Source organism: Vibrio anguillarum (assembly GCF_003390515.1).
GTDB classification, from domain to species: Bacteria; Pseudomonadota; Gammaproteobacteria; order Enterobacterales; family Vibrionaceae; genus Vibrio; species Vibrio anguillarum.
This window is the reverse complement of record NZ_CP031479.1, coordinates 1,374,101-1,394,919: the sequence shown is the minus strand read 5'-3', so window position 1 is coordinate 1,394,919 and position 20,819 is coordinate 1,374,101. Positions and strand designations below refer to the sequence as shown.

The 20,819-nt window shown below is 43.7% G+C and carries 14 protein-coding genes and 4 tRNA genes; 4 read left to right on the top strand and 14 right to left on the bottom strand.

Features of this window, described 5'->3' with window-relative positions; genetic code table 11:
- Positions 1 to 28 precede the first annotated feature (28 nt).
- Complete coding sequence (locus DD616_RS10525) at positions 29 to 2,776, bottom strand: bifunctional diguanylate cyclase/phosphodiesterase (protein ID WP_231140417.1); 2,748 nt, start codon at positions 2,774 to 2,776, stop codon at positions 29 to 31.
- A gap of 289 nt (positions 2,777 to 3,065) precedes the next feature.
- Between DD616_RS10525 and purT the strand changes: the two genes are divergently transcribed.
- The gene (gene purT, locus DD616_RS10520) at positions 3,066 to 4,241 is read left to right on the top strand and encodes a formate-dependent phosphoribosylglycinamide formyltransferase (protein ID WP_208872263.1); all 1,176 of its coding nucleotides are present in this window, start codon (positions 3,066 to 3,068) and stop codon (positions 4,239 to 4,241) included.
- A 64-nt stretch (positions 4,242 to 4,305) separates the two neighbouring features.
- Here purT and DD616_RS10515 read toward each other — a convergent pair whose 3' ends face one another.
- Entirely contained in the window at positions 4,306 to 5,604 is a 1,299-nt protein-coding gene (locus DD616_RS10515) for a methyl-accepting chemotaxis protein (RefSeq protein WP_208872262.1), read from the bottom strand.
- A 121-nt stretch (positions 5,605 to 5,725) separates the two neighbouring features.
- Positions 5,726 to 6,373, bottom strand: a complete 648-nt coding sequence (locus DD616_RS10510; RefSeq protein WP_208872261.1) for a thiopurine S-methyltransferase — start codon at positions 6,371 to 6,373, stop codon at positions 5,726 to 5,728.
- Between the two features lie 347 nt (positions 6,374 to 6,720).
- Here DD616_RS10510 and DD616_RS10505 point away from each other — a divergent pair, with 347 nt between their 5' ends.
- The gene (locus tag DD616_RS10505; RefSeq protein WP_017044849.1) at positions 6,721 to 7,494 is read left to right on the top strand and encodes a nucleotidyltransferase family protein; all 774 of its coding nucleotides are present in this window, start codon (positions 6,721 to 6,723) and stop codon (positions 7,492 to 7,494) included.
- A 71-nt stretch (positions 7,495 to 7,565) separates the two neighbouring features.
- Here DD616_RS10505 and ihfA read toward each other — a convergent pair whose 3' ends face one another.
- The 3 genes from ihfA to pheS all read right to left on the bottom strand — a co-directional run bounded on the left by ihfA (position 7,566) and on the right by pheS (position 11,671).
- On the bottom strand, positions 7,566 to 7,862 hold the full coding sequence (ihfA, locus tag DD616_RS10500) for an integration host factor subunit alpha (protein WP_010319630.1): 297 nt from the start codon (positions 7,860 to 7,862) through the stop codon (positions 7,566 to 7,568).
- 421 nt (positions 7,863 to 8,283) lie between these two features.
- Positions 8,284 to 10,671 carry a phenylalanine--tRNA ligase subunit beta gene (gene pheT, locus DD616_RS10495; RefSeq protein ID WP_208872260.1) on the bottom strand — a complete coding sequence of 796 codons (2,388 nt, stop codon included), beginning with the start codon at positions 10,669 to 10,671 and terminating at the stop codon, positions 8,284 to 8,286.
- Positions 10,672 to 10,687: 16 nt separating this feature from the next.
- Entirely contained in the window at positions 10,688 to 11,671 is a 984-nt protein-coding gene (pheS, locus tag DD616_RS10490; protein WP_017044058.1) for a phenylalanine--tRNA ligase subunit alpha, read from the bottom strand.
- Positions 11,672 to 11,886: 215 nt separating this feature from the next.
- Here pheS and DD616_RS10485 point away from each other — a divergent pair, with 215 nt between their 5' ends.
- Positions 11,887 to 12,369, top strand: a complete 483-nt coding sequence (locus DD616_RS10485; protein WP_013856619.1) for a GNAT family N-acetyltransferase — start codon at positions 11,887 to 11,889, stop codon at positions 12,367 to 12,369.
- Between the two features lie 84 nt (positions 12,370 to 12,453).
- Here DD616_RS10485 and DD616_RS10480 read toward each other — a convergent pair whose 3' ends face one another.
- From DD616_RS10480 to uvrY, 8 genes are all read right to left on the bottom strand, one after another.
- Positions 12,454 to 13,425 (bottom strand): carbohydrate porin, encoded by a 972-nt coding sequence (locus DD616_RS10480; protein WP_208872259.1) that lies wholly within the window; start codon positions 13,423 to 13,425, stop codon positions 12,454 to 12,456.
- Between the two features lie 753 nt (positions 13,426 to 14,178).
- A tRNA-Gly gene (locus DD616_RS10475) sits at positions 14,179 to 14,254 on the bottom strand.
- A 23-nt stretch (positions 14,255 to 14,277) separates the two neighbouring features.
- Positions 14,278 to 14,364 (bottom strand) — tRNA-Leu (locus DD616_RS10470).
- A gap of 85 nt (positions 14,365 to 14,449) precedes the next feature.
- Positions 14,450 to 14,525 (bottom strand) — tRNA-Gly (locus DD616_RS10465).
- A 2-nt stretch (positions 14,526 to 14,527) separates the two neighbouring features.
- Positions 14,528 to 14,601: transfer RNA gene (locus DD616_RS10460), tRNA-Cys, on the bottom strand.
- A 268-nt stretch (positions 14,602 to 14,869) separates the two neighbouring features.
- A complete protein-coding gene (gene pgsA, locus DD616_RS10455; RefSeq protein WP_013856615.1) occupies positions 14,870 to 15,427 on the bottom strand; it encodes a CDP-diacylglycerol--glycerol-3-phosphate 3-phosphatidyltransferase in 558 nt (185 codons plus the stop codon).
- A gap of 46 nt (positions 15,428 to 15,473) precedes the next feature.
- Positions 15,474 to 17,306 carry an excinuclease ABC subunit UvrC gene (gene uvrC / locus DD616_RS10450; protein ID WP_047688276.1) on the bottom strand — a complete coding sequence of 611 codons (1,833 nt, stop codon included), beginning with the start codon at positions 17,304 to 17,306 and terminating at the stop codon, positions 15,474 to 15,476.
- Positions 17,306 to 17,950 (bottom strand): UvrY/SirA/GacA family response regulator transcription factor, encoded by a 645-nt coding sequence (gene uvrY, locus DD616_RS10445; protein ID WP_026028128.1) that lies wholly within the window; start codon positions 17,948 to 17,950, stop codon positions 17,306 to 17,308. Before uvrY ends, uvrC begins: the two co-directional genes overlap by 1 nt.
- 481 nt (positions 17,951 to 18,431) lie before the next feature.
- Between uvrY and DD616_RS10440 the strand changes: the two genes are divergently transcribed.
- A complete protein-coding gene (locus DD616_RS10440) occupies positions 18,432 to 20,795 on the top strand; it encodes a DNA polymerase II (protein WP_208872322.1) in 2,364 nt (787 codons plus the stop codon).
- Positions 20,796 to 20,819: the final 24 nt, after the last annotated feature.

Genomic DNA, 20,819 nt, shown 5'->3' with positions numbered 1-20,819 from the left:
GGATTTTTTCCTTTTGATGGTGCAGGTTTTACCGCATATCCTTTCCGCCCAACAAATTATCGAACACCTCTTGTTTACTCATCGGCTTGTAAAAATAGAAGCCTTGGATCTCATCAATATTCCAGACTTTGAGTTTGCGCAGTTGCGAAGCAGTTTCAACCCCTTCAGCCACGGTAGTTAAGCCTAGCTCTTGCGACATATTGATAATACTGCGCACCAAGGTTTTGGCTTTGTCATTGGATTCCAATGTGGAAATATAAGACTGGTCTAACTTCACTATATCTAATGGAAAATCACACAATGTACTAAACGAGGAATACCCCGTACCAAAATCATCAAGCGCCAACTGTATACCGAGTTTTTTTATCGCATCCATGCGTTTGATCGTCTCTTCTTCAGCCCCCAACAACATACTTTCCGTCAATTCGAGCACTAATTGTCCCGGTTCAATTTGATATTTTTCAATCAATACTGATAAGTACCCGACCAATTTTTTACTGTAGAAATGCGGGCTAGAAAGATTGACGTGAATACTTAGCCGTTTACCCAACGAAAATTGCGACCGCGTTTGCAGTTCGTTAATAAATTGGCAGGCTTGGCCTAGTATCTGCTCTCCCAATTCAATGATCACTTTACGTTGCTCAGCCAAAGGGATAAATACGGCTGGCGAAACCATACCAAGTTGAGGGTGTTCCCAGCGAGCTAGAGCTTCAAAGCCAATGATTTCAGCACTGTCTGCACGAACAATCGGCTGATAGTAAGCAATAATATGACCATCTTTCACGGCAGAGATAAGATCTCGATTGATCGCTAACGACTTCTGGGCATGAACAAACAATTCTTGTGTCACTGAAACAACCAGGCTGGCTCCAGCTTTCTCTGTTTGTTGAATGGCATAAAAACCACTTTGAACCAAAGTTTCAAAAGAATCGATAGTCAATTGTGAATCAATCACAGCACCTTCCACACTCAAATCGAGTTCCAAGCCGCCAATGTCAGTCTTCCTCTTGTAACTATCGATAAGCTTAGTGCCTCTGTGAATCAAAAAAGAGGTTGCCCCGTTACCCAACTCACACACCATAAATTCATATTCACTAATTCGTCCCATTATGGACGTATTGAAACGGTTTCTAAGCGTAGCCGAAAAATGTTTAACGGCCATATCGTAAGCACTGTGTCCGTACACTTCTGAAATTTCTTTTAGTCTTTTAACCCGTAGATAGAGCACGGAAAACCCACCACATTCGGTCGGATTGTCAATCAAAGGCTGGACTTGTCTCATCATCGTTGGACGATTAAGTAAACCTGAAACTGGGTCAGAATGGGTAAGGTCGTAAATAAGCTGCTCTTGCTGCTTTTGCTCGCTGATATCAGTAATCGATAGCATGATAGAGCGATGCCCACGTTGTTCTATCAATGTAGCTTCGATAAGACACTCTAAACGCTGCTGACCCTTTGTAACAACATGTCCCTCAAATTCACGCATCCCTTGTTCTATATTTTGGTAGAGTAATTCACTGCTGCACACCACATCATTTTGTATAATACAAAACTCATCTAAAACCTTTCCAACCAACTCATCTCTAGAATAAGAAAGCATATCCAACAAGGCTTGGTTCACATCGACAATGAAGCGATCAACCACCAGCAACATTCCGAGATTTTGGCTTTGATAGAGTGCATCAAATTTCTGTAACGTCTCTTTAAGCCTATCTTCCGCCAAGGAGGATGAGGCAGCAAGTGAACGGACAAGTTCGGTAATTCGTTCAAACTCATCTTGTTTATCATTCGATTGTGAAGAGAATGCACTCTCTTCAATCAGCTGATTGATCCCACGCTCAAAATTCTCAAACCGTTTGGCTACCTTGCTGCGAAACAGAGCAAAAGTAGCCACGGCGACAAAGCCGGCCGCAATGATGATCGCCAAAATCAAATAATAAAAAGTTTCGTTCCCTTTTTGATAGTAAAGCCGCTGAGCACAGGTTTTTAAATAACCAATAGGTTGCCCTGTCATATCACTGAGTAAGGTGTAATGCGTGATATTATTTTGATCTCTTTCAATACCTTCTTGATTATGACTAACAGGTAAAATCACAGGAGCATCGGTAACTACAATGTCATTTTTAGCGGTTAGTAGGTTCTGATACTGAGAAGGGAAACGGCGGGTTAAGTGCTGTCCCCATAGCATCCACCCCACAACATCAGCCGTACCTTCACTGTTACGCACCGGAGTTAGGCTCACCACCCACACACTATTTTCCACACGGATGAGGCCAGAGCGGCTAGTTTTATCCTCATCAAGTGTGTGATGCATCTGAATTAAATGGTCGCTCACACCTTGTGAGCGTATCAACTGTTCCACTAACGAACAGTTTGTGCCAGGTTCAATATCCCGACATAAGTATTCAACCAATTGCGAGGATTCGGTGATGAAAGCCAAAACGTCTAAACCTAAAGTATCGAGGGAATCAGGATACAAGTTGCGCTCAGCAAATTGAGTGTCGCCATTCAACAGCAACAGATAAGTTTCATCCCAATAAGCCCAATCATAAGAACGCTTTTCTTGCTGTACTAAAAGATCTTGAATGACCGACTGAGCTTGATTGCTATCTCGATGAATCTCAATTGATTCAAGTTCATTCAAGCTATATAAAAAAAAGTGGCGAGTAATAAATAAGCTGCTAAGAATGATCCCAACCAACCCGACAGAAAACAACAGAGCAGTTTTCGTGTGTAGAGTAATAAAACGTAAACGTAAGAAAGTTTTCATAGCCATAGGTGTCTTTTTCTTAGTCAATCCCACATAAACTTTAGACTGAAATTACTTCATATTCTTAACGCAGTTTCTCGAATGCTGTTTACTGCACATTAATTGCTATTTCAGCCTTAATTTTTGTACAGGTATGAGTTCGTTTACTGCGTATTACACAAACCACTCTATCGACAGCACGAACAGGAAATCACTCATCTCTCATCACAAAGGCAAACGTTTGCTTTTATTCTTAATTTTAGTATGATTTTGGCTGTTTTCGCTATTACCTATTGCTTGAATGTAAGGATTCACTATGTTTGGTACTGCTACACGTGAAAATGCCACCCGCGTTTTACTGCTTGGTTCCGGAGAATTGGGCAAAGAGGTGGCAATTGAATGCCAACGCCTTGGTTTAGAAGTGATTGCCTGTGATCGCTACGCCAACGCTCCAGCAATGCAGGTGGCGCATCGTAGCCACGTATTGGATATGCTAGATGGCGATGCGCTACAAGCCATTATCGAACTCGAAAAACCAGACTACGTGGTGCCAGAAATTGAAGCAATTGCCACTCACAAGCTGGTTGAACTGGAAGCGCAAGGCTTAAACGTTGTCCCCACTGCAACTGCCACTCAATTGACGATGAACCGTGAAGGCATTCGCCGTTTAGCCGCAGAAACTCTTGCCTTACCTACCTCTCCTTATCAGTTTGCTGATGACTATAATGATTTTGTACTGGCGATTGAGCATGTCGGTATGCCTTGCGTAGTTAAGCCTGTGATGAGTTCATCAGGTAAAGGCCAAAGTGTGATTAAGACGCAAGAGGATATTAGCCGCGCTTGGGCATACGCTCAAGAAGGTGGCCGCAGTGGAGCTGGGAGAGTGATCGTCGAAGGATTTATCGATTTCGATTACGAAATTACTCTCTTGACGATTCGAGCAGTGGATGGTGTCCATTGCTGCGCTCCCATTGGCCATCGACAAGAGGAAGGGGATTATCGCGAATCATGGCAACCACAAGTGATGTCGGCTAACGCAATTAAAGCCGCTGAATATGTAGCAGAACAAGTGGTTAATGCACTCGGTGGTTACGGCTTATTTGGTGTTGAACTGTTTGTCAAAGGCGATAATGTTATCTTCAATGAAGTGTCCCCTCGCCCACATGATACGGGAATGGTCACCCTCATTTCGCAAGAGCTGTCTGAATTTGCGTTACACGTGCGCGCGTTCACGGGTATGCCAATCAACAGTATTACCCAATATGGGCCATCGGCATCTGCGGTTATTTTAGGTCAAGGCACCTCCACTAACCTTAGATTTGATGGAATAAATGAAGCACTGTCTATCCCACACACTCAACTTCGTCTGTTTGGTAAACCAGACATTGATGGACGCCGTCGACTTGGGGTTGCTCTGGCGAAAGATAAAGAACTCAAACAGGCTTTGCACAACGCAATTCAATGTGCCAAAAGCGTGCAAGTGATTCTGTAAAAACGCAAAGCGAGCCACTAGGCTCGCTTTCATTTTCTTCACCAACAATACTCGCTGCAGAGCCTTACTCTTTAATCAGTTCACTGACCGTGCTAACCACACTGTCCGCGGCTTTTCTCATTTCATCAATCAGCTTTTGCGTCTCTTCCAGTTTGCTGTTACATGCCGTGACTTGGCCTTGAATTGCCCCCATCATCGATGTCGAGCTGTTGGTCAGTTCGCTATTGAGCTTAACAATATTACCAATTTCATCGGTCGCTTTGGTGGTATTGGAGGCTAATGAGCGCACCTCATCAGCAACCACAGCAAAACCCCGGCCATACTCCCCAGCACGCGCAGCCTCGATAGCGGCATTGAGCGCCAGCAAATTAGTCTGTTCTGCTATGCCTGTAATGGTGGTTACAATTTTGGTGATTTGCTGCGACTGGTTGGCCAGTTGCGTCATCGATGTATTCGCCTTAGTGATCGCGTTATCAATCTCTTTAGCAATGGAGGCGGCTTCGGCTAGCGTTCCCGTCCCAAGTTGAGCAATATGTACCGTTTCTTGTGAGGTGTGATGCGCCACTTCTGCTGCATCTTTAATCGCCCGAGCTTGCAGTACTCGTTGCGTGACATCAGTTGCAAACTTAGTCACACCAATCACTTTATACTTTTCGTTAAAGATGGGGTTATAAGTCGCTTCTAACCAAATTTCATCACCATGTTTTGTAAAACGTTTAAATAATCCCGTTTTAAAATGGCCGCTAGCAAGCGACGCCCAAAAATTCGGGTTCTTTCTATAAAACTCATCGTCACAGAATAGGCGATGTGGTTTACCAACGATTTCTTGTAATTTGTACCCAACACAGGACAGAAAGTTTGGATTCGCCTCCACAACCGTCCCATCGGGAGTGAAAGAAATCACAGCCATTGACTTATCGACAGCTTCAAATACGGCCACTTGTCTATCCAATTTCTCTTTTGCAGCAGTGACATCACTGGCAATCTTCACCACCTTAACCACTTTTCCTTGCTCATCTTTTACTGGGATGTACGTAGCTTCAATCCACACTTTATTATGGCTTTTAGTTAAACGGCAAAACGTACCCGCATGAGGTTTACCTTGCGCTAAATTTTGCCAAAGTTGACTATATTGAGGCGCATTAACAAATTCACTTTCACAGAACATTCGATGATGCTGGCCCACCACTTCCGATAATGAATAACCCAACACTTGTAAGAATGAGGAGCTGGCAGTCAGAATATGTCCTTGTGGATCAAACTCAATATAAGCCATCGTGCGTTTTATTGAATCAACCACCAGTTCATCACTACTCTTTTTAGACTGTTGATTGCTGTTTGGCTTCCGACTAAACAAACCCATAGTTTTTCCTTAGTATTAGAGCGGCTGATATAGACGTAATGGCTTGCTCTCATCAAACGCCTAAAACCTACCTATTTATTGTTGTCTAGGATGTATAAATAAACGATTTAAGCATAGTCTGTTACTTCTCAATTAACCACACGACTTCAGCAAAACGGCTTAATCCTCGTTGACTGATTTTAGGGTGATTTTCATCAGCATCGTCACGAAACAGACACGTCACTTTGCAGTCAGTGAATAACGACTCAACTTCATTTTTGGCGACACAGAATGGAGGACCCGTCATTTCACTTTGAACGTAATCCAGCGTCACAAGCAGCACCCTTCCGCCCTCTTTCAACAATGAAAGCAAGCGAATAACGTACTCCTCTCGCATTTCGGGGGGCAGCGCAACTAACGCCGCTCGGTCGTAGATAAGCTCAACCGCTTTTAGCGGCGCACTAAAGACATCTCCGGTATAAATCATCAGTTCATCAAACTGATACAGTTCATGCGCTCCATTTAAGCGAGTGACCGTTGGCGTATAAAAATGCTCGGCAAAAAAGGAACGAACGGCAATTTCACTCAGCTCTACACCCTGAACCTGTTCATGCTGGGAAGCGAGCCATATCAAATCTTCACTTTTTCCGCACAATGGTACAAATACACTTTCATTTCGTTGAGGTGAGAGTTGAGGCCAATATTCGATCAACAATGGGTTCACATCTTCTAAGTGAAATCCTATTTGGTTGGAGGCCCATTTCTTGTGCCAAAACTCGGGATCTTTCATTATCTTCGTGCTCTACGATTAAAATCTACAGCCAGACAAAGTACATGCTACTGACTAATAAGTGAATCCCCAACAGGTTAAACAAACAGCACAAAGACAGATAAAGATGTTCATATTTGGTTCATCCTCATTAGATACACTTGGTAACACATCAAATTGAACAGATAGCCTAGCGAGGCGTCTGAAGATAAGACCTGTGATAAAGCGCAAAATTATGGATTAATTGTTCCACGAGCTATTGAGTTGACTTTGTTCATCCCAAGATCTCATAGCAAGCGACTCTGGTTATCACGTGTTTAGGTCTATTTTGGTTTCACCTTTTACCTAGACTAAGTTAAGGAGAATGAATGAGCCTATTTTTACGTACTACGGCACTGATGCTTTTAGTACTAAGCAGAGCCCCTGCCTTTGCAGCCGTTCCGTTCAATTCAGAAAGTGATGCCAAAGTTGGTGAATCGAAAAATCAACTCTCATCTAAACTATTCAAGCATAGTTTAAGCGGTTTATATGGCATCCAGTCCACCAACAACCAGCCTTTGCAACCCTATAACGATTTTGAAATTCTCTACAGTAAAGCTCATCAAGCTCAACGTGAACTTGAAACATTGTGCAGAAGTACTGCTTTACTGACATCAACAGAGGCTCACTTTTCTGGCGTGAAATCACGTGACCGAGCATTAAGTAAAATAGAACATGAATTAGGTGGGCGAGCTGATAGGATCACAGATTTAGCCAGAACAACCCTTGTGGCAAATGATGTACCAAGCTTAGTCGAGGCTTATGAAGTATTAAGCCGAGAGGCCAGCATCGTAAAAGTAAAGAACCGCTTTAAATCGCCTGCGGCATCGGGATATCGTGATTTAAACTTACTGGTTCAACTTCCTAAAACCAATGTCATTGCAGAAGTACAATTGCACCTTAAAGCCATTGCCGATGTGAAAAATGGCCCCGAGCATCGTTTCTATGAACAGATTCAGAAGTTTGAACGTGTCGCCGCATTAGAAAAGCGAGCGTTACATGATATTGAAAAGGCGCAAATTAACCAGTTTCGTCGCCAATCTATCGAGCTCTACCAAAACGCCTGGCAGCCGTATATCACCACTCATATTCAAGCAGCCTAATACGTTCAGAACCCTTAACTCACCATAAACAGAAAAAAAAAGACCACGCATAGCGTGGTCTATTGCTCGGTCTATTTTTCGACATTAATGTTCTCGACTCGGGCTTTTAATTTCTGCCCTGGGCGGAACGTTACGACACGTCGAGCGGAGATAGGAATATCCTCACCTGTTTTTGGGTTTCGACCCGGACGCTCGTTTTTGTCTCGTAGATCAAAATTACCAAAACCAGATAGTTTTACCTGTTCGCCACTTTCAAGCGCCTTGCGAATCTCTTCGAAAAACACTTCAACCGTTTCCTTGGCATCCCGTTTACTGTATCCAAGCTTTTCAAACAGGTTTTCAGCCAATTCGGCCTTTGTGAGCGCCATAAAACTTCCCTCAAAGCTATGTTAAACCTTGCTGCTTCTAAGCAGCGCCAAAGCATTTTCGCTTAGCCAATCAATAAGATATCGGCTTTACCTGAAAAGTGTATGCCAAGCTTCTGATTTTCGCCAACTTTTTTATTCGCAACAATATTAATAGTTTCATCAAAATAAGCGCATATACTGGCTGCATTTATACAATTAGACGTCGAAGATTGAGAAAAAACACTGACAATTTAGTTAGTTATATCATAACGGCCAACATTTTCAGAATTTCATACTATTTTGAATGGATATCGATTTCTGATAAAAAAATTTATAACCTGTTAAATCATAGACTTGTTTAACACTAACTTGTCACTAAATTGCATATAAAAAAGCAGGCCCAACTTGAACCTGCTCAAATATACTTAGGCTACTTTCTGAATTAGTCGCGCAGGGCTGCACCAAACTGTGCCGCTACTGAAGTCACAATCGATTCAACAGCGCTTGCAATATCGGCTTCTTCTAAAGTACGTTCAGTCGATTGAAGCATCAACGCAATCGCTAAACTCTTCTTGCCCTCTTCAACCCCTTTGCCTACATAAACGTCAAACAGCTTCGCCTCTTTTAGAAGCTCACCACCAGCGTTACGACATGCATCGACAATATCACCTGAAGCAATAGCGCCATCAACAACCAGTGCTATATCACGGCGGTTCGCTGGGAACTTAGACAGTGATGCAGCTTCTGGAATTACACGGGTGTTCACCGCTGACCATTCAAGTTCAAATACGATGGTGCGGCCATTCAAGCCAAACTTACGCTCAAGCTCTGGATGAATAGTGCCTATCACCCCAATAATCTCACCATCGACAACGATGGCGGCCGATTGCCCAGGGTGCAGCGCTGGGTGTGCAACAGAAGTAAAGCTGTAAGCTTTGCCGTTGGCGGTTAAATCAAGAATGGCTTCCAAGTCACCTTTTAGATCGAAGAAATCAACCGTTGCGGTGTCCATGTTCCAGTGCTCTTCACCACGAGTACCGGATATTACCCCCGCGAGCATAGGTTCTTGGCGCATACCGTTCTCTGCCGAAGCATCAGGAATAAAACGCAAACCATATTCAAACAAACGAACGCGTGGCTGCTGGCGTTTCTGGTTATGAACCACGGTATTTAATAAACCTTGGATCAAGCCCAAACGCATCGCCGACATATCAGCAGAAATAGGATTAGGCAGAATGAGTGGTTCAACATCTGGAACAATCAGTTTCTGCTGCTCTGGCTCAACGAAGCTGTAGGTGATCGCTTCATGGTAACCACGGTCAACTAACAAATGACGAACACGCTTAAGTGGCAAGTTTGCTTCTTGGTGGTCATTCATGCTCAATGCTGCAACGGGAGCTTGATTAGGGATATTGTTGTAACCGTAAATACGGCCAATTTCCTCAATCAAATCTTGCTCAATCGCGATATCAAAACGCCACGTTGGCGCGGTAGCAACCCAACTTTCTGCGCAACTCTCAACACTCATACCTAAACGTTTTAGGATTTCAACCACATCAGCATCCGCAATGTGATGACCAAGCAAACTGTCCAGTTTAGTGCGACGAAGTGTGACTTGATTTGGTTTAGGTAAATCCGTTTCAGACTCAACACTAACCACAGGTGCAACTTCACCGCCACAAATATCAACCAGCAACTGCGTCGCTCGTTCCATCGCACTGGCTTGCAACGCGTAGTCAACACCGCGCTCAAAACGCATGGATGAATCAGTATGTAGGCCATAGCTACGAGCACGACCGCGGATATGGTCTGGTGCAAAGAAAGCACACTCAAGCAGTACATCTTGGGTTTCTGAGCTAACGCCTGAACCTTCACCACCAAAAATGCCCGCAATGGCTAATGCTTTATTGTGATCGGCAACAACCAGCGTATCGACATTCAACTTAGCTTCTGTACCATCGAGTAGCGTAAGTTTTTCATCCTGCTCGGCCATACGAACAACAATACCGCCTTCGATCTTGGCAAGATCAAAGGCATGCATCGGTTGGCCTTGTTCAAGCAAAATATAGTTAGTGATATCAACCACTGGATCAATTGAACGTAGACCACAACGGCGTAACTTCTCTTGCATCCAAAGCGGTGTTTGGGCTTGAACATTAATGTTTCTAACCACGCGACCAAGATAACGCGGACAAGCGGCCGGTGCTTTCACTTCAATAGAGACTTTATCTTCAATTGAAGTAGGAACAGCGGTGACTGATGGCTCAGTGACATCAATGCGGTTCAATACACCTACTTCACGAGCAAGGCCACGAATACTAAAGCAATCTGCGCGGTTCGCGGTCAAATCGACATCAATAGTCACATCATCTAAGCTTAGGAATTCGCGGAAATCAGTACCAACGATGGCATCTTCTGCAAGCTCCATAATGCCAGCGGATTCAACATCAATCCCTAGCTCACTGAATGAACAAAGCATGCCGTGAGAAGGTTGACCACGTAATTTTGCTTTTTTAATCTTGAAATCGCCGGGCAGTACCGCACCAACAGTCGCTACCGCCACTTTTAAGCCTTGTCGGCAGTTTGCTGCACCACAAACGATATCAAGCAGTTCTTCTTCACCCACGTCAACTTTCGTTACACGCAGTTTGTCGGCATCCGGATGTTGACCACATTCCACAACGTGACCCACTTTGACGCCAGTAAATTCACCGGCGACAGCAAGAACGTCATCGACTTCCAAGCCTGCCATTGTAATTTGATGTGTAAGTTCGTCAGTCGTAACCGCAGGGTTAACCCACTTACGAAGCCATGATTCGCTGAATTTCATTGTGTTTACCCTTGAATTACTTGAATTGTTTGAGGAAGCGCAGATCGTTCTCAAAGAACGCGCGTAGGTCGTTGACGCCATAACGAAGCATCGTTAAACGCTCAACACCCATACCAAATGCAAAGCCAGAATATTTTTCAGGGTCAATACCAACACTGCGCAAAACGTTCGGGTGAACCATGCCACAGCCTAGAACTTCAAGCCATTTACCATTTTTACCCTTCACATCCACTTCCGCAGAAGGTTCTGTAAATGGGAAATAAGAAGGACGGAAACGCACTTCAACTTCTTCTTCAAAGAAGTTACATAAGAAATCGTTCAAAATACCTTTAAGCTGAGCAAAATTGACGTGCTCATCAACCAACATTCCTTCAACTTGGTGGAACATTGGTGTGTGTGTTTGGTCGTAGTCATTACGATATACGCGGCCCGGCGCAATAAAACGAAACGGCGGTTGACCATTTTCCATAGTGCGAATTTGCACACCTGACGTGTGTGTACGCAACATTAAATCTGGATTAAAGAAGAAGGTATCGTGATCAGTACGTGCTGGGTGATCGGCAGCGATATTCAACGCATCAAAGTTGTGGAAGGCGTCTTCAATTTCAGGGCCAGATTCAACATGAAAACCAAGCTCACCAAAGAACTGCTCAATGCGTTCAACTGTGCGAGTCACTGGGTGTAAGCCACCATTTTCAATGCGGCGTCCAGGCAAAGTAACGTCAATCGTTTCAGCCGCTAGTTTGGCTTCTAACTCTGCTCGCTGCAAAGCATCTTTACGCGTAGCAATGGCGTGTTGCACTGTCTCTTTCGCAACGTTGATCTCTTGACCTGCAGCGCGACGTTCTTCGGGTGGCAATTTACCTAGGCTCTGTAGCTGAGTGGTTAACTCACCTTTTTTACCCAAGTACTGAACACGCACTTCATCAAGTGCGACTAGCGAATCGGCAGCATTAATCGCTGCGGTCGCATTAGCAATAATCTCTTCTAGATGTTGCATCGTTTCCTCATCTACCTGTAGGTAGTGTCCGTATAGGATGTTTTGTATTTTTCAGATAGCTGCACATAGTATCGAAAGCCACCTCTAAAGCCAAATTGAAATGATACTGAGGCTTGCTCTTGAACAAAAAAACGGCATTATTTTTGCCGCTCTCTTGATATTACCTCCCTCCCCCCAAACAATAATAAAAACATGACTATTTTTAAGAAGAAACAATGAACATCACGATAACACCAATCAAACCACAAGATGATCCGGACATTTGTAAAATTATCCAATCTGTAGGTGCTGAATTTGGAGCCATCGGTGAGGGTTTTGGCCCATCTGATGCTGAAGTGGAAAACATGAGTCAACATTACACGCAAGAGAGCTGCAGCCTTTATCTGGTAGCCAAACGTGACGGCATCATTGTCGGTGGAGCAGGTATTGCAGCCTTTCATCATAGCCAACGGATCTGTGAGCTAAAAAAACTCTTCTTATTACCAGAAAGTCGCGGTTGCGGGCTGGGAAAAATGCTCAGTGAAGCATGCCTATCATTTGCTCAAAATGCAGGTTATCAATCTTGCTATTTGGATACGTTATCTAGTATGACATCCGCCATTCAGTTATATGAAAAACTCGGATTTATACATTTGGATCGACCAATGGACGGCACTGAGCACAACGGCTGCGATGTGTGGATGCTTAAACAGCTGTAAAGCATCGCATCTGCTTATACAAAAAATGCCTACCGAACGGTAGGCATCAAAAGCAGTTGAGATTTAATGCTTAAGTTTTAAAACTTAGAAGAAGTATTTTAGACGGATACGCATACCTAGATCTTTATTTTCTGTGTCGTCTACTTTCGAGTAGTAAGTACCTAGATAAACAGAGAAATCTTCCACATCCATCACATTAGCAAATTGGTAAGAAGCATAAGTGGTATTTACCTTCTCGCTAGTACCTTTATCAACATCACCATAGACATGACCTAGACCAAAGCCTTTAAACAGTAAGTTAGCACCGATGGTCGTATCTTCTTGTTTAGTTTTGTCGAAATCACGGAACGCATAGTTCACGTTGATAGAAAGATCGTTAGCAGAATAGTTAACTGTCGCGCCATAACCAAGGAAATCATTCGCAGCATCTTTATCATCTGCAGTCAGATTGGCTTCTAAACCAGCAGCAACACGAACTGAGTCAACGATCTGGTATGCAACAACTGGGCGTACAAATACGGCATTCTGATCCGCTGCAGACTCATTCTCAAATTTAGTTGAGAGTTCAAAATAAAGGTTATCTGCCGTTTTGCTAAAGCCAATTTGTCCGTTATCACCACGGCCACGAGCCGCATTCGCTCGATACGGTTCTGCTGTTGCGTATTCAAGCATAGTATCTTGGCCAACAGGGAACAAATCAAACGCTTCATAGCGGCCTACTTTCAGTTCCCAGTTATTCGCTTGACCAAATGCAATCCACGCATCATCAAGTTCAACTTTACCCGTTGTTTTAAGTAAAGGTTGTGCTTGTGCTTTGATATAACGGTCACCACTCACACTACGCTCACCAGCGATTTGAACCAAAAGGCGGCCATCTTGATTTAGATGTTGCTTGTCAGTGGCATTTTTATCACGAAGGTTGATATCGAACTCAACATCACCGCCGATTGAGAAAACACCTTGTTCACCTACAACACTGATACCTGCGTTTGCTTGTAGTGCGGCTGAAATTAGAATTGCGGCAAGAGAAAGTTTACCAGAGGTAGCAAAATTCATTTTTTATACTCCATCGACCTTATGGTCATCATTATCATTATGTTGGTGCTTGGCACCTTGAATCTCATCCTGAGATATAGACAATAAAATTAATGAGTTAGGCTCACATTCACCGGGGGAAGTAGCACGCTACTTTGGTAATCATGAACAGCTCAATCTCTTTATTGCTCAGCAACCACTGCTTATGTATTCCCTTAACGTTGCTGACGGGGATGGAGTTTACATTCACCGAATCAATGTAAAAATAGATCAATGTCACATTGGGAATCGTTCCCATGAATGGGTTGTTGATAAGTTTATATAAATCACGCTTTTGCAAATAATTCACACCATAAATTAAATGTTGGCACGAAAATTATGTGAAGTAGGCCGAAATTTCACTTCACAAAATAATAACAAGTCAAGATAAAGGTTGCTTTATCAAATTATTAACATTCTAGAATTGGGGATGGAGAGTAAAAACGATGCGAGATTTGACCATAAATTGAAGTACTGCTGTTTGATGGTGATGGCTTTGCTTAAAATATTTCAATTTCACGTCCGAAACCGTCAACGAATATAGTGAACGTAGGGGGGGATTTACCCAATTTCTGCTAGGGCTTTAATTTGGAGCGACACACGAGGTTCGCTTTCTTTTGAACTAAAAGCGTGACCTCAACCTTGGCAAGGTTGCTCTAAAACGATATCGTTGGTTGTAAACTGGCTGTGAGACAGAGATGAAAAAGCCCCAGCATTTCTGCTAGGGCTTTAATTTGGAGCGACACACGAGGTTCGAACTCGTGACCTCAACCTTGGCAAGGTTGCGCTCTACCAACTGAGCTAGTGTCGCATACTGCATAAGCAGTAAAAAGATGGTGCCCCGGGCCGGACTTGAACCGGCACGACTCGAAAGTCGAGGGATTTTAAATCCCTTGTGTCTACCAATTTCACCACCAGGGCACGCAATTCTGCATTGCGATGCTGTTTACAAAATTTAGTAACACCATCTTTAGATACTGAACGTTAAGTTCAACACCTCAAAATTTGGAGCGACACACGAGGTTCGAACTCGTGACCTCAACCTTGGCAAGGTTGCGCTCTACCAACTGAGCTAGTGTCGCAATGGAGGCGCGTCCCGGAGTCGAACCGAGGTCCACGGATTTGCAATCCGCTGCATAGCCCCTCTGCCAACGCGCCCCTGTAACATCAAGGGGTTGGGTTGTTTCTTCCGTTCCTCTCAAGTACGGGATGCATTCTACGCATTCGATTCGATGAGTCAATATTATTTTTTTAGTTTTTAAATCGTTTGGCTATTTTGCATTCAAAAAGGACAGATTTGGTTAATTTGATAGCAAAATTCACCACCTTTTACACGAGATAACTGTGCTTTAACTGAAGCAATAATGCATGTTGTGAAAGGGATTGTAGAAATTGGAGGAACAAAAAACGGGCCTAAGCCCGTTTCTTAATGATGTTCCGCGTTGAGGAGGTCGTCTTTAGCTGCCGCCAAGTATTGAACCATTGACCAATAGGTCAAAATGGTGGCGATGTATAACGCTGCATAGCCGACCCACACCATCCAATCATCATGACGCCAAATCAGTACCCACAATGCAAACATTTGGGTAAGCGTCTTAACCTTCCCAACCCATGAAACGGCCACACTGGCTCTTTTACCAATTTCCGCCATCCATTCTCGCAACGCAGAAATGATGATTTCACGGGCAATCATTGTCACGGCTGGAATCGTTATCCAGAGACTGTGGTAATGGTCGGTGATCAAGATAAGAGCCGTCGCAACGAGCACTTTATCCGCTACTGGGTCGATAAAAGCACCAAAGCGAGAGGTTTGCCCAAGTTTTCGCGCAAGCATACCATCTAACCAATCGGTAAAACCCGCTACCCAAAACACCATTGCCGCAGCAAAAGGGCCCCAGCCGTAAGGCAGATAGAAAACAACGACAAATACTGGGATAAGGAAAAGTCGTAATAAAGACAAAATATTAGGAATATTCAAACGCATATTTATAGGCTCTTATCGATTGCGCGGTTATGTTGCGTTATTTTTCTTATTGTTTCAATGCTTGATAAATGTTTTCAGCTAAAGAATGGCTAATACCGGGCACTTTGGCGATTTCTTCAACAGTGGCTCTTTTTAGCTCTTGCAGCCCTCCCATATATTTCAGCAGTGCTTGCCGGCGTTTAGGCCCAACCCCTTCTATGCCTTCCAATGTACTGGTACGCCGTGTTTTACCTCGTTTGGCTCTATGCCCAGCAATGGCGTGATTATGACTTTCATCGCGAATATGCTGAATCAAATGCAAAGCTGGCGCATCACTTGGCAGGTTAAATTCATCGCCATCGGTTGTAATCAACGTTTCTAGCCCCGGTTTGCGGGTAACACCTTTGGCGATACCAATCATCACCGGTCTTTTCGGCCAATCTTGCCAATGGCTAGAGATGATCTGCAAAGCTCGATTCAATTGCCCTTTACCACCATCAATGAAAATTACATCGGGGATTTTTTCCACGTCAAGCTGCTTGGAATACCGCTTATCTAACACTTGTCCCATTGCAGCGTAATCATCCCCACCAGTAATTCCCGTGATGTTATAACGGCGGTATTCTGGTTTAACAGGCCCTTCTTGGTTAAATACCACGCATGAGGCGATCGTGCTCTCTCCCATGGTGTGCGAAATATCAAAACACTCCATACGCTCTATGCTATCCAACCCTAAAACAGCTTGAAGTGCTTTAAAGCGCTGGTTGATCGTCATTCTATGGTTAATTTTAGCCGTTATTGCGCTCAATGCATTGGTATTAGCCAATTTTAAATATTGAGCACGCACACCTGTTGGGCTGATGTGGAAAGAAACTTTACGCCCGACTAGGGTCTGTAAGGCTTCTTGCAGCGGCTTTTCATCCTCTAGCAGACCCGCATTTAAGATCACTCGACTTGGGATCGTACGCGCTTCATTGTGACTTAAATAATACTGTCCTAAAAAGCCATCAAACACCTCTTCTTGAGTCGTGTTAGCCGGAATTTTAGGAAAATGGCTACGACTACCCAATATTTTACCTTGGCGGATCATCAAAATATGGATGCAAGCGATGCCATTTTCTTGGGCAAATCCCAATACATCCATGTCATCCATCGTCTCTTCAGAAACAAACTGTTGTTCTTGGACTCTTCTAATGGCTTGGATCTGGTCTCTAAATTTAGCGGCATTTTCAAACTGCAGTGCTTGGCTGGCTTGTTCCATTTTTTGCACTAATGTTTCAAGTACTTGGTTATCTTTGCCTTGCAAAAACAATCGAACATAATTAACCAATTCAGCATACTCTTCATCCGCGATGATATGACTCACACAAGGTGCAGCGCAGCGGCCAATTTGATACATCAGGCAAGGACGAGTCCGGTTGCTATAGACGGTATCTTCACATTGTCTTACCGGAAATATTTTTTGGATGAGGTGTAACGACTCTCGAACCGCACCAGAATCAGGGTATGGACCAAAATACTCACCTTTGCGCTTTTTCGCGCCACGGTGCAACGACAAACGAGGGTGCTTATGCCCACTAATAAAAATATACGGGTAAGATTTATCGTCTCGCAGCAGCACATTGTATTTAGGCAAATATTGCTTGATGTAATTGTGCTCAAGGATCAACGCTTCCGTTTCAGTGTGAGTAACGGTGACATCAATTTTATCGATATGGCTGACTAACGCGCGCGTTTTCTCACTGTCGATTGTTTTTCGAAAGTAACTAGAAAGGCGTTTTTTGAGGTCTTTGGCTTTGCCAACATAGATGATATCAGCCTCGGCGTTATACATTCGATAAACGCCGGGCTGATGGGTAACGGTTTTAAGAAAAGCGACCGAGTCGAACAAAGAAGTCACTAAAGCGTCTCGGTGTCTAACATTCCGTGTCGAATAGCTAAATGGGTCAGTTCAACATCACCGCTGATCGCTAACTTACTAAACAGTCGATAGCGATAGCTATTTACTGTTTTGGGGCTAAGACTAAGTTGCTCGGAAATATCCGTCACTTTTTGCCCTTTGGTAATCATCATCATAATCTGCAGCTCTCTTTCCGAGAGATCAGCAAATGGATTGTCAGAAGCTGGCGAGAATTGGCTTAATGCCATTTGCTGTGCGATTTCAGGCGAGATATAACGCTGCCCGCTATTCACAATGCGAATCGCGTTGACCATTTCATCTGGGCCTGCACCTTTGGTTAAATAACCCGCGGCTCCAGCTTGCATCACTTTGGTCGGAAATGGATTTTCCGTATGAACCGTTAACACGATGATTTTCACATCTGGATTAAAGCGCAGAATTTTTTTTGTCGCTTCCAAACCGCCGATACCAGGCATGTTCATATCCATTAAAACAACGTCGACATGATTACTGCGACACCATTTTACTGCTTCTTCACCGCTGTCAGCTTCCCCTACTACGTTCATTCCACGGACGTCTTCAATAATACGTCGTATCCCTGTGCGAACCAGCTCGTGATCATCTACAAGGAAAACACTTATCAAACTTGTATCTCCACACTCATCTATTGGCTCTGCACCCACTGAATCGTGGATAGCAGCATCGCGGCCCACATTAATTAGCTCACAATTGGAAATTAACTCACAATCGGGTAATTAACTTAACATTGGTTTTTACTCACACTGAATATGTGCTCAAACCCCAAATTTGGCAAGTACTTATTTGTTCGGCTAATCATCCAATGAGAATCCATCAACAAATCAAAAGCTTAATTATATTAGCAGAGATGTCGCACGACTTTTACATGATTTTTTGACAAATTTGAACCTAAACATAAAAATGCAACCAGCCTCATAAAAATACAAAACCAAAACAAATCATAAAGTTAAAATGCATACACCATACCAATTAACGGTTATTTCATCTCCATCGCCCGCTTACTCACCTCACTGAAATTCGTTATTTACCTCGTAGCTCTGATATGATGCCCTCCCCCAAGGTTACGACTATTTGGATTTATTACGCTTGGTTATTCAACACGGTTTTTTACTTACTCGCCATGCAAGAGACCTTCATGGCTCGACTCATATTGAGTTGTGGTTGAGTACGCCTCAAGGTCCAACCCAACTGATTATCCGTGGTGAAAAACCCGTGTTCTTCATACCACAGAAAGATGTACCACAAGCGCAAAAATTAGCGTTAGAGCGGCAGCTCTCTATCGAATTAAAAACATTGGATTTGGAAGATTTTGAACATAACCTCCTAGCGGGTTGTTATTGTCAAACGATTCAAACGCATGCTGAGTTTTCGGCACTACTAAAGCAACATCATATTCTGACGTTAGAAGATGATATTAAGCTTGCCGACCGCTTTCTTATGGAGCGTTTTCTTAAAGGCAGCATTGAATTCACTGGACGGCTTACCCAGACGTTTTCCCATTCAAAAATAGAACAGGCGAAATGTCGACCGGGCAACTATCTTCCTCATCTGAAAGTGGTTTCGCTGGATTTAGAATGCTCTGAAAAAGGCATTCTCTACTCGATTGGTTTTGATAGCCCAATGGACAGCCGCGTAATCATGATTGGTGAGCCCGAACCTTGCGATACCCCAATTCAGTGGGTGAAAGACGAATACGCATTGCTCAACGCTCTCATCGATTGGTTCACTGAGTTCGACCCTGATGTAGTAATTGGCTGGAGCGTGATTGATTTTGATTTTCGCTTACTCCATAAAAGAGCCGAGTGGCATAAGTTAAAACTTGCGATTGGTCGCGGCAAACAGCACAGTTTTTTTCGTAGTTCAAACCAGAGTCAGCAAGGGTTTATTACCATTCCCGGGCGAGTAGTGTTGGATGGAATTGATACATTAAAAACAGCCACTTACCAATTTCGTTCTTGGTCATTGGAATCAGTATCAAGGGAGCTATTAGGCGAAGGAAAAGCGATTCACAACGCCCATGATCGGATGGATGAAATCAACCGTATGTTTAAAAAAGACAAACCTTCACTGGCGAAATACAACCTGCAAGATTGTGTGTTAGTGAATAAAATCTTTGAACATACCCATTTGCTGGATTTCGCCATTGAACGTTCCCGTCTCACGGGTGTGGAGCTAGATCGCGTCGGCGGTTCTGTCGCCGCCTTTACCAATCTCTATTTACCTCAATTGCATCGCGCGGGTTACATCGCGCCTAACTTACACTCCGAAAATTGGGTCGCAAGCCCCGGAGGCTATGTGATGGACTCCATCCCTAACCTCTACGACTCTGTGTTACTTCTTGATTTTAAAAGCTTATATCCCTCGATCATTCGTTCATTTTTAATCGACCCACTTGGCTTGATTGAAGGGCTAAAAATTCCGATTGGCAAAGAGGATAACCAAGCGGTAACGGGATTTCGTGGCGGTCAATTTCACCGCACCAAACATTTTCTTCCAGAAATGATCGAGAAATTATGGGCTGCGCGTGATGTGGCGAAAAAGAACAATAACAAAGCCTTTTCACAAGCGATAAAAATCATCATGAACTCTTTCTACGGGGTGCTTGGATCGTCAGGTTGTCGTTTTTTTGATACTCGTTTGGCGTCCAGTATTACCATGCGCGGACACGAGATCATGAAGCAAACTAAAAAGTTAATTGAGGCGCAAGGCTATCAAGTGATTTATGGTGATACCGACTCAACTTTTGTCTCTTTAGGTGGTCAATATTCACAGCAGCAAGCGGATCGCGTAGGAAAACAACTGGTTGAACACATCAATCAATGGTGGACAACCCACTTGCGTGAAGAGTACCGATTGGAATCGATGCTGGAATTGGAATACGAAACCCACTACCGAAAGTTTCTGATGCCAACCATCCGAGGTTCAGAAACGGGGTCAAAAAAACGCTATGCGGGATTGATCGGTGAAGGCGAAAACGAGCGGCTAATTTTTAAAGGGCTTGAGAGTGCAAGAACGGACTGGACTCCGCTCGCACAACGCTTTCAGCACCAACTTTATTCGATGATTTTTAATGGTGAAGACCCTGCGGCGTTTATTCGTGAAATCGTTGAGCAAACTCAAACCGGTCAACTCGACCATGAGCTCGTGTACCAAAAACGGTTGCGTCGCAAGCTGCATGAATACCAAAAAAACGTACCACCACAAGTAAGAGCCGCACGACTTGCTGATACGATAAACCAGCAGTTAGGCCGACCATTGCAATATCAAAATCGAGGTCGTATCGAATATCTCATCACACTGAGTGGTCCTGAGCCTAAAGAGTATTTAAAAAGTCCTATCGATTATCAGCACTATATCGATAAACAATTGCAGCCAGTCGCAGAAGCCATTTTGCCTTTTGTTGGCTTGAATTTCGAACAGCTCAGCCAGCCACAACTTGGGTTATTTTAAGAAGTACGACGATCTAGCCAGCGG

Bases quoted from the DNA above. Each gene is read 5' to 3' on its own strand.
- DD616_RS10525 (WP_231140417.1), bottom strand. From the start codon at position 2,776: ATGGCTATGAAAACTTTCTTACGTTTACGTTTTATTACTCTACACACG.
- ihfA (WP_010319630.1), bottom strand. From the start codon at position 7,862: ATGGCGCTCACAAAGGCCGAATTGGCTGAAAACCTGTTTGAAAAGCTT.
- DD616_RS10505 (WP_017044849.1), top strand. From the start codon at position 6,721: ATGAGCCTATTTTTACGTACTACGGCACTGATGCTTTTAGTACTAAGC.
- DD616_RS10515 (WP_208872262.1), bottom strand. From the start codon at position 5,604: ATGGGTTTGTTTAGTCGGAAGCCAAACAGCAATCAACAGTCTAAAAAG.
- pgsA (WP_013856615.1), bottom strand. From the start codon at position 15,427: ATGCGTTTGAATATTCCTAATATTTTGTCTTTATTACGACTTTTCCTT.
- purT (WP_208872263.1), top strand. From the start codon at position 3,066: ATGTTTGGTACTGCTACACGTGAAAATGCCACCCGCGTTTTACTGCTT.
- pheT (WP_208872260.1), bottom strand. From the start codon at position 10,671: ATGAAATTCAGCGAATCATGGCTTCGTAAGTGGGTTAACCCTGCGGTT.
- DD616_RS10485 (WP_013856619.1), top strand. From the start codon at position 11,887: ATGAACATCACGATAACACCAATCAAACCACAAGATGATCCGGACATT.
- DD616_RS10480 (WP_208872259.1), bottom strand. From the start codon at position 13,425: ATGAATTTTGCTACCTCTGGTAAACTTTCTCTTGCCGCAATTCTAATT.
- DD616_RS10510 (WP_208872261.1), bottom strand. From the start codon at position 6,373: ATGAAAGATCCCGAGTTTTGGCACAAGAAATGGGCCTCCAACCAAATA.
- pheS (WP_017044058.1), bottom strand. From the start codon at position 11,671: ATGCAACATCTAGAAGAGATTATTGCTAATGCGACCGCAGCGATTAAT.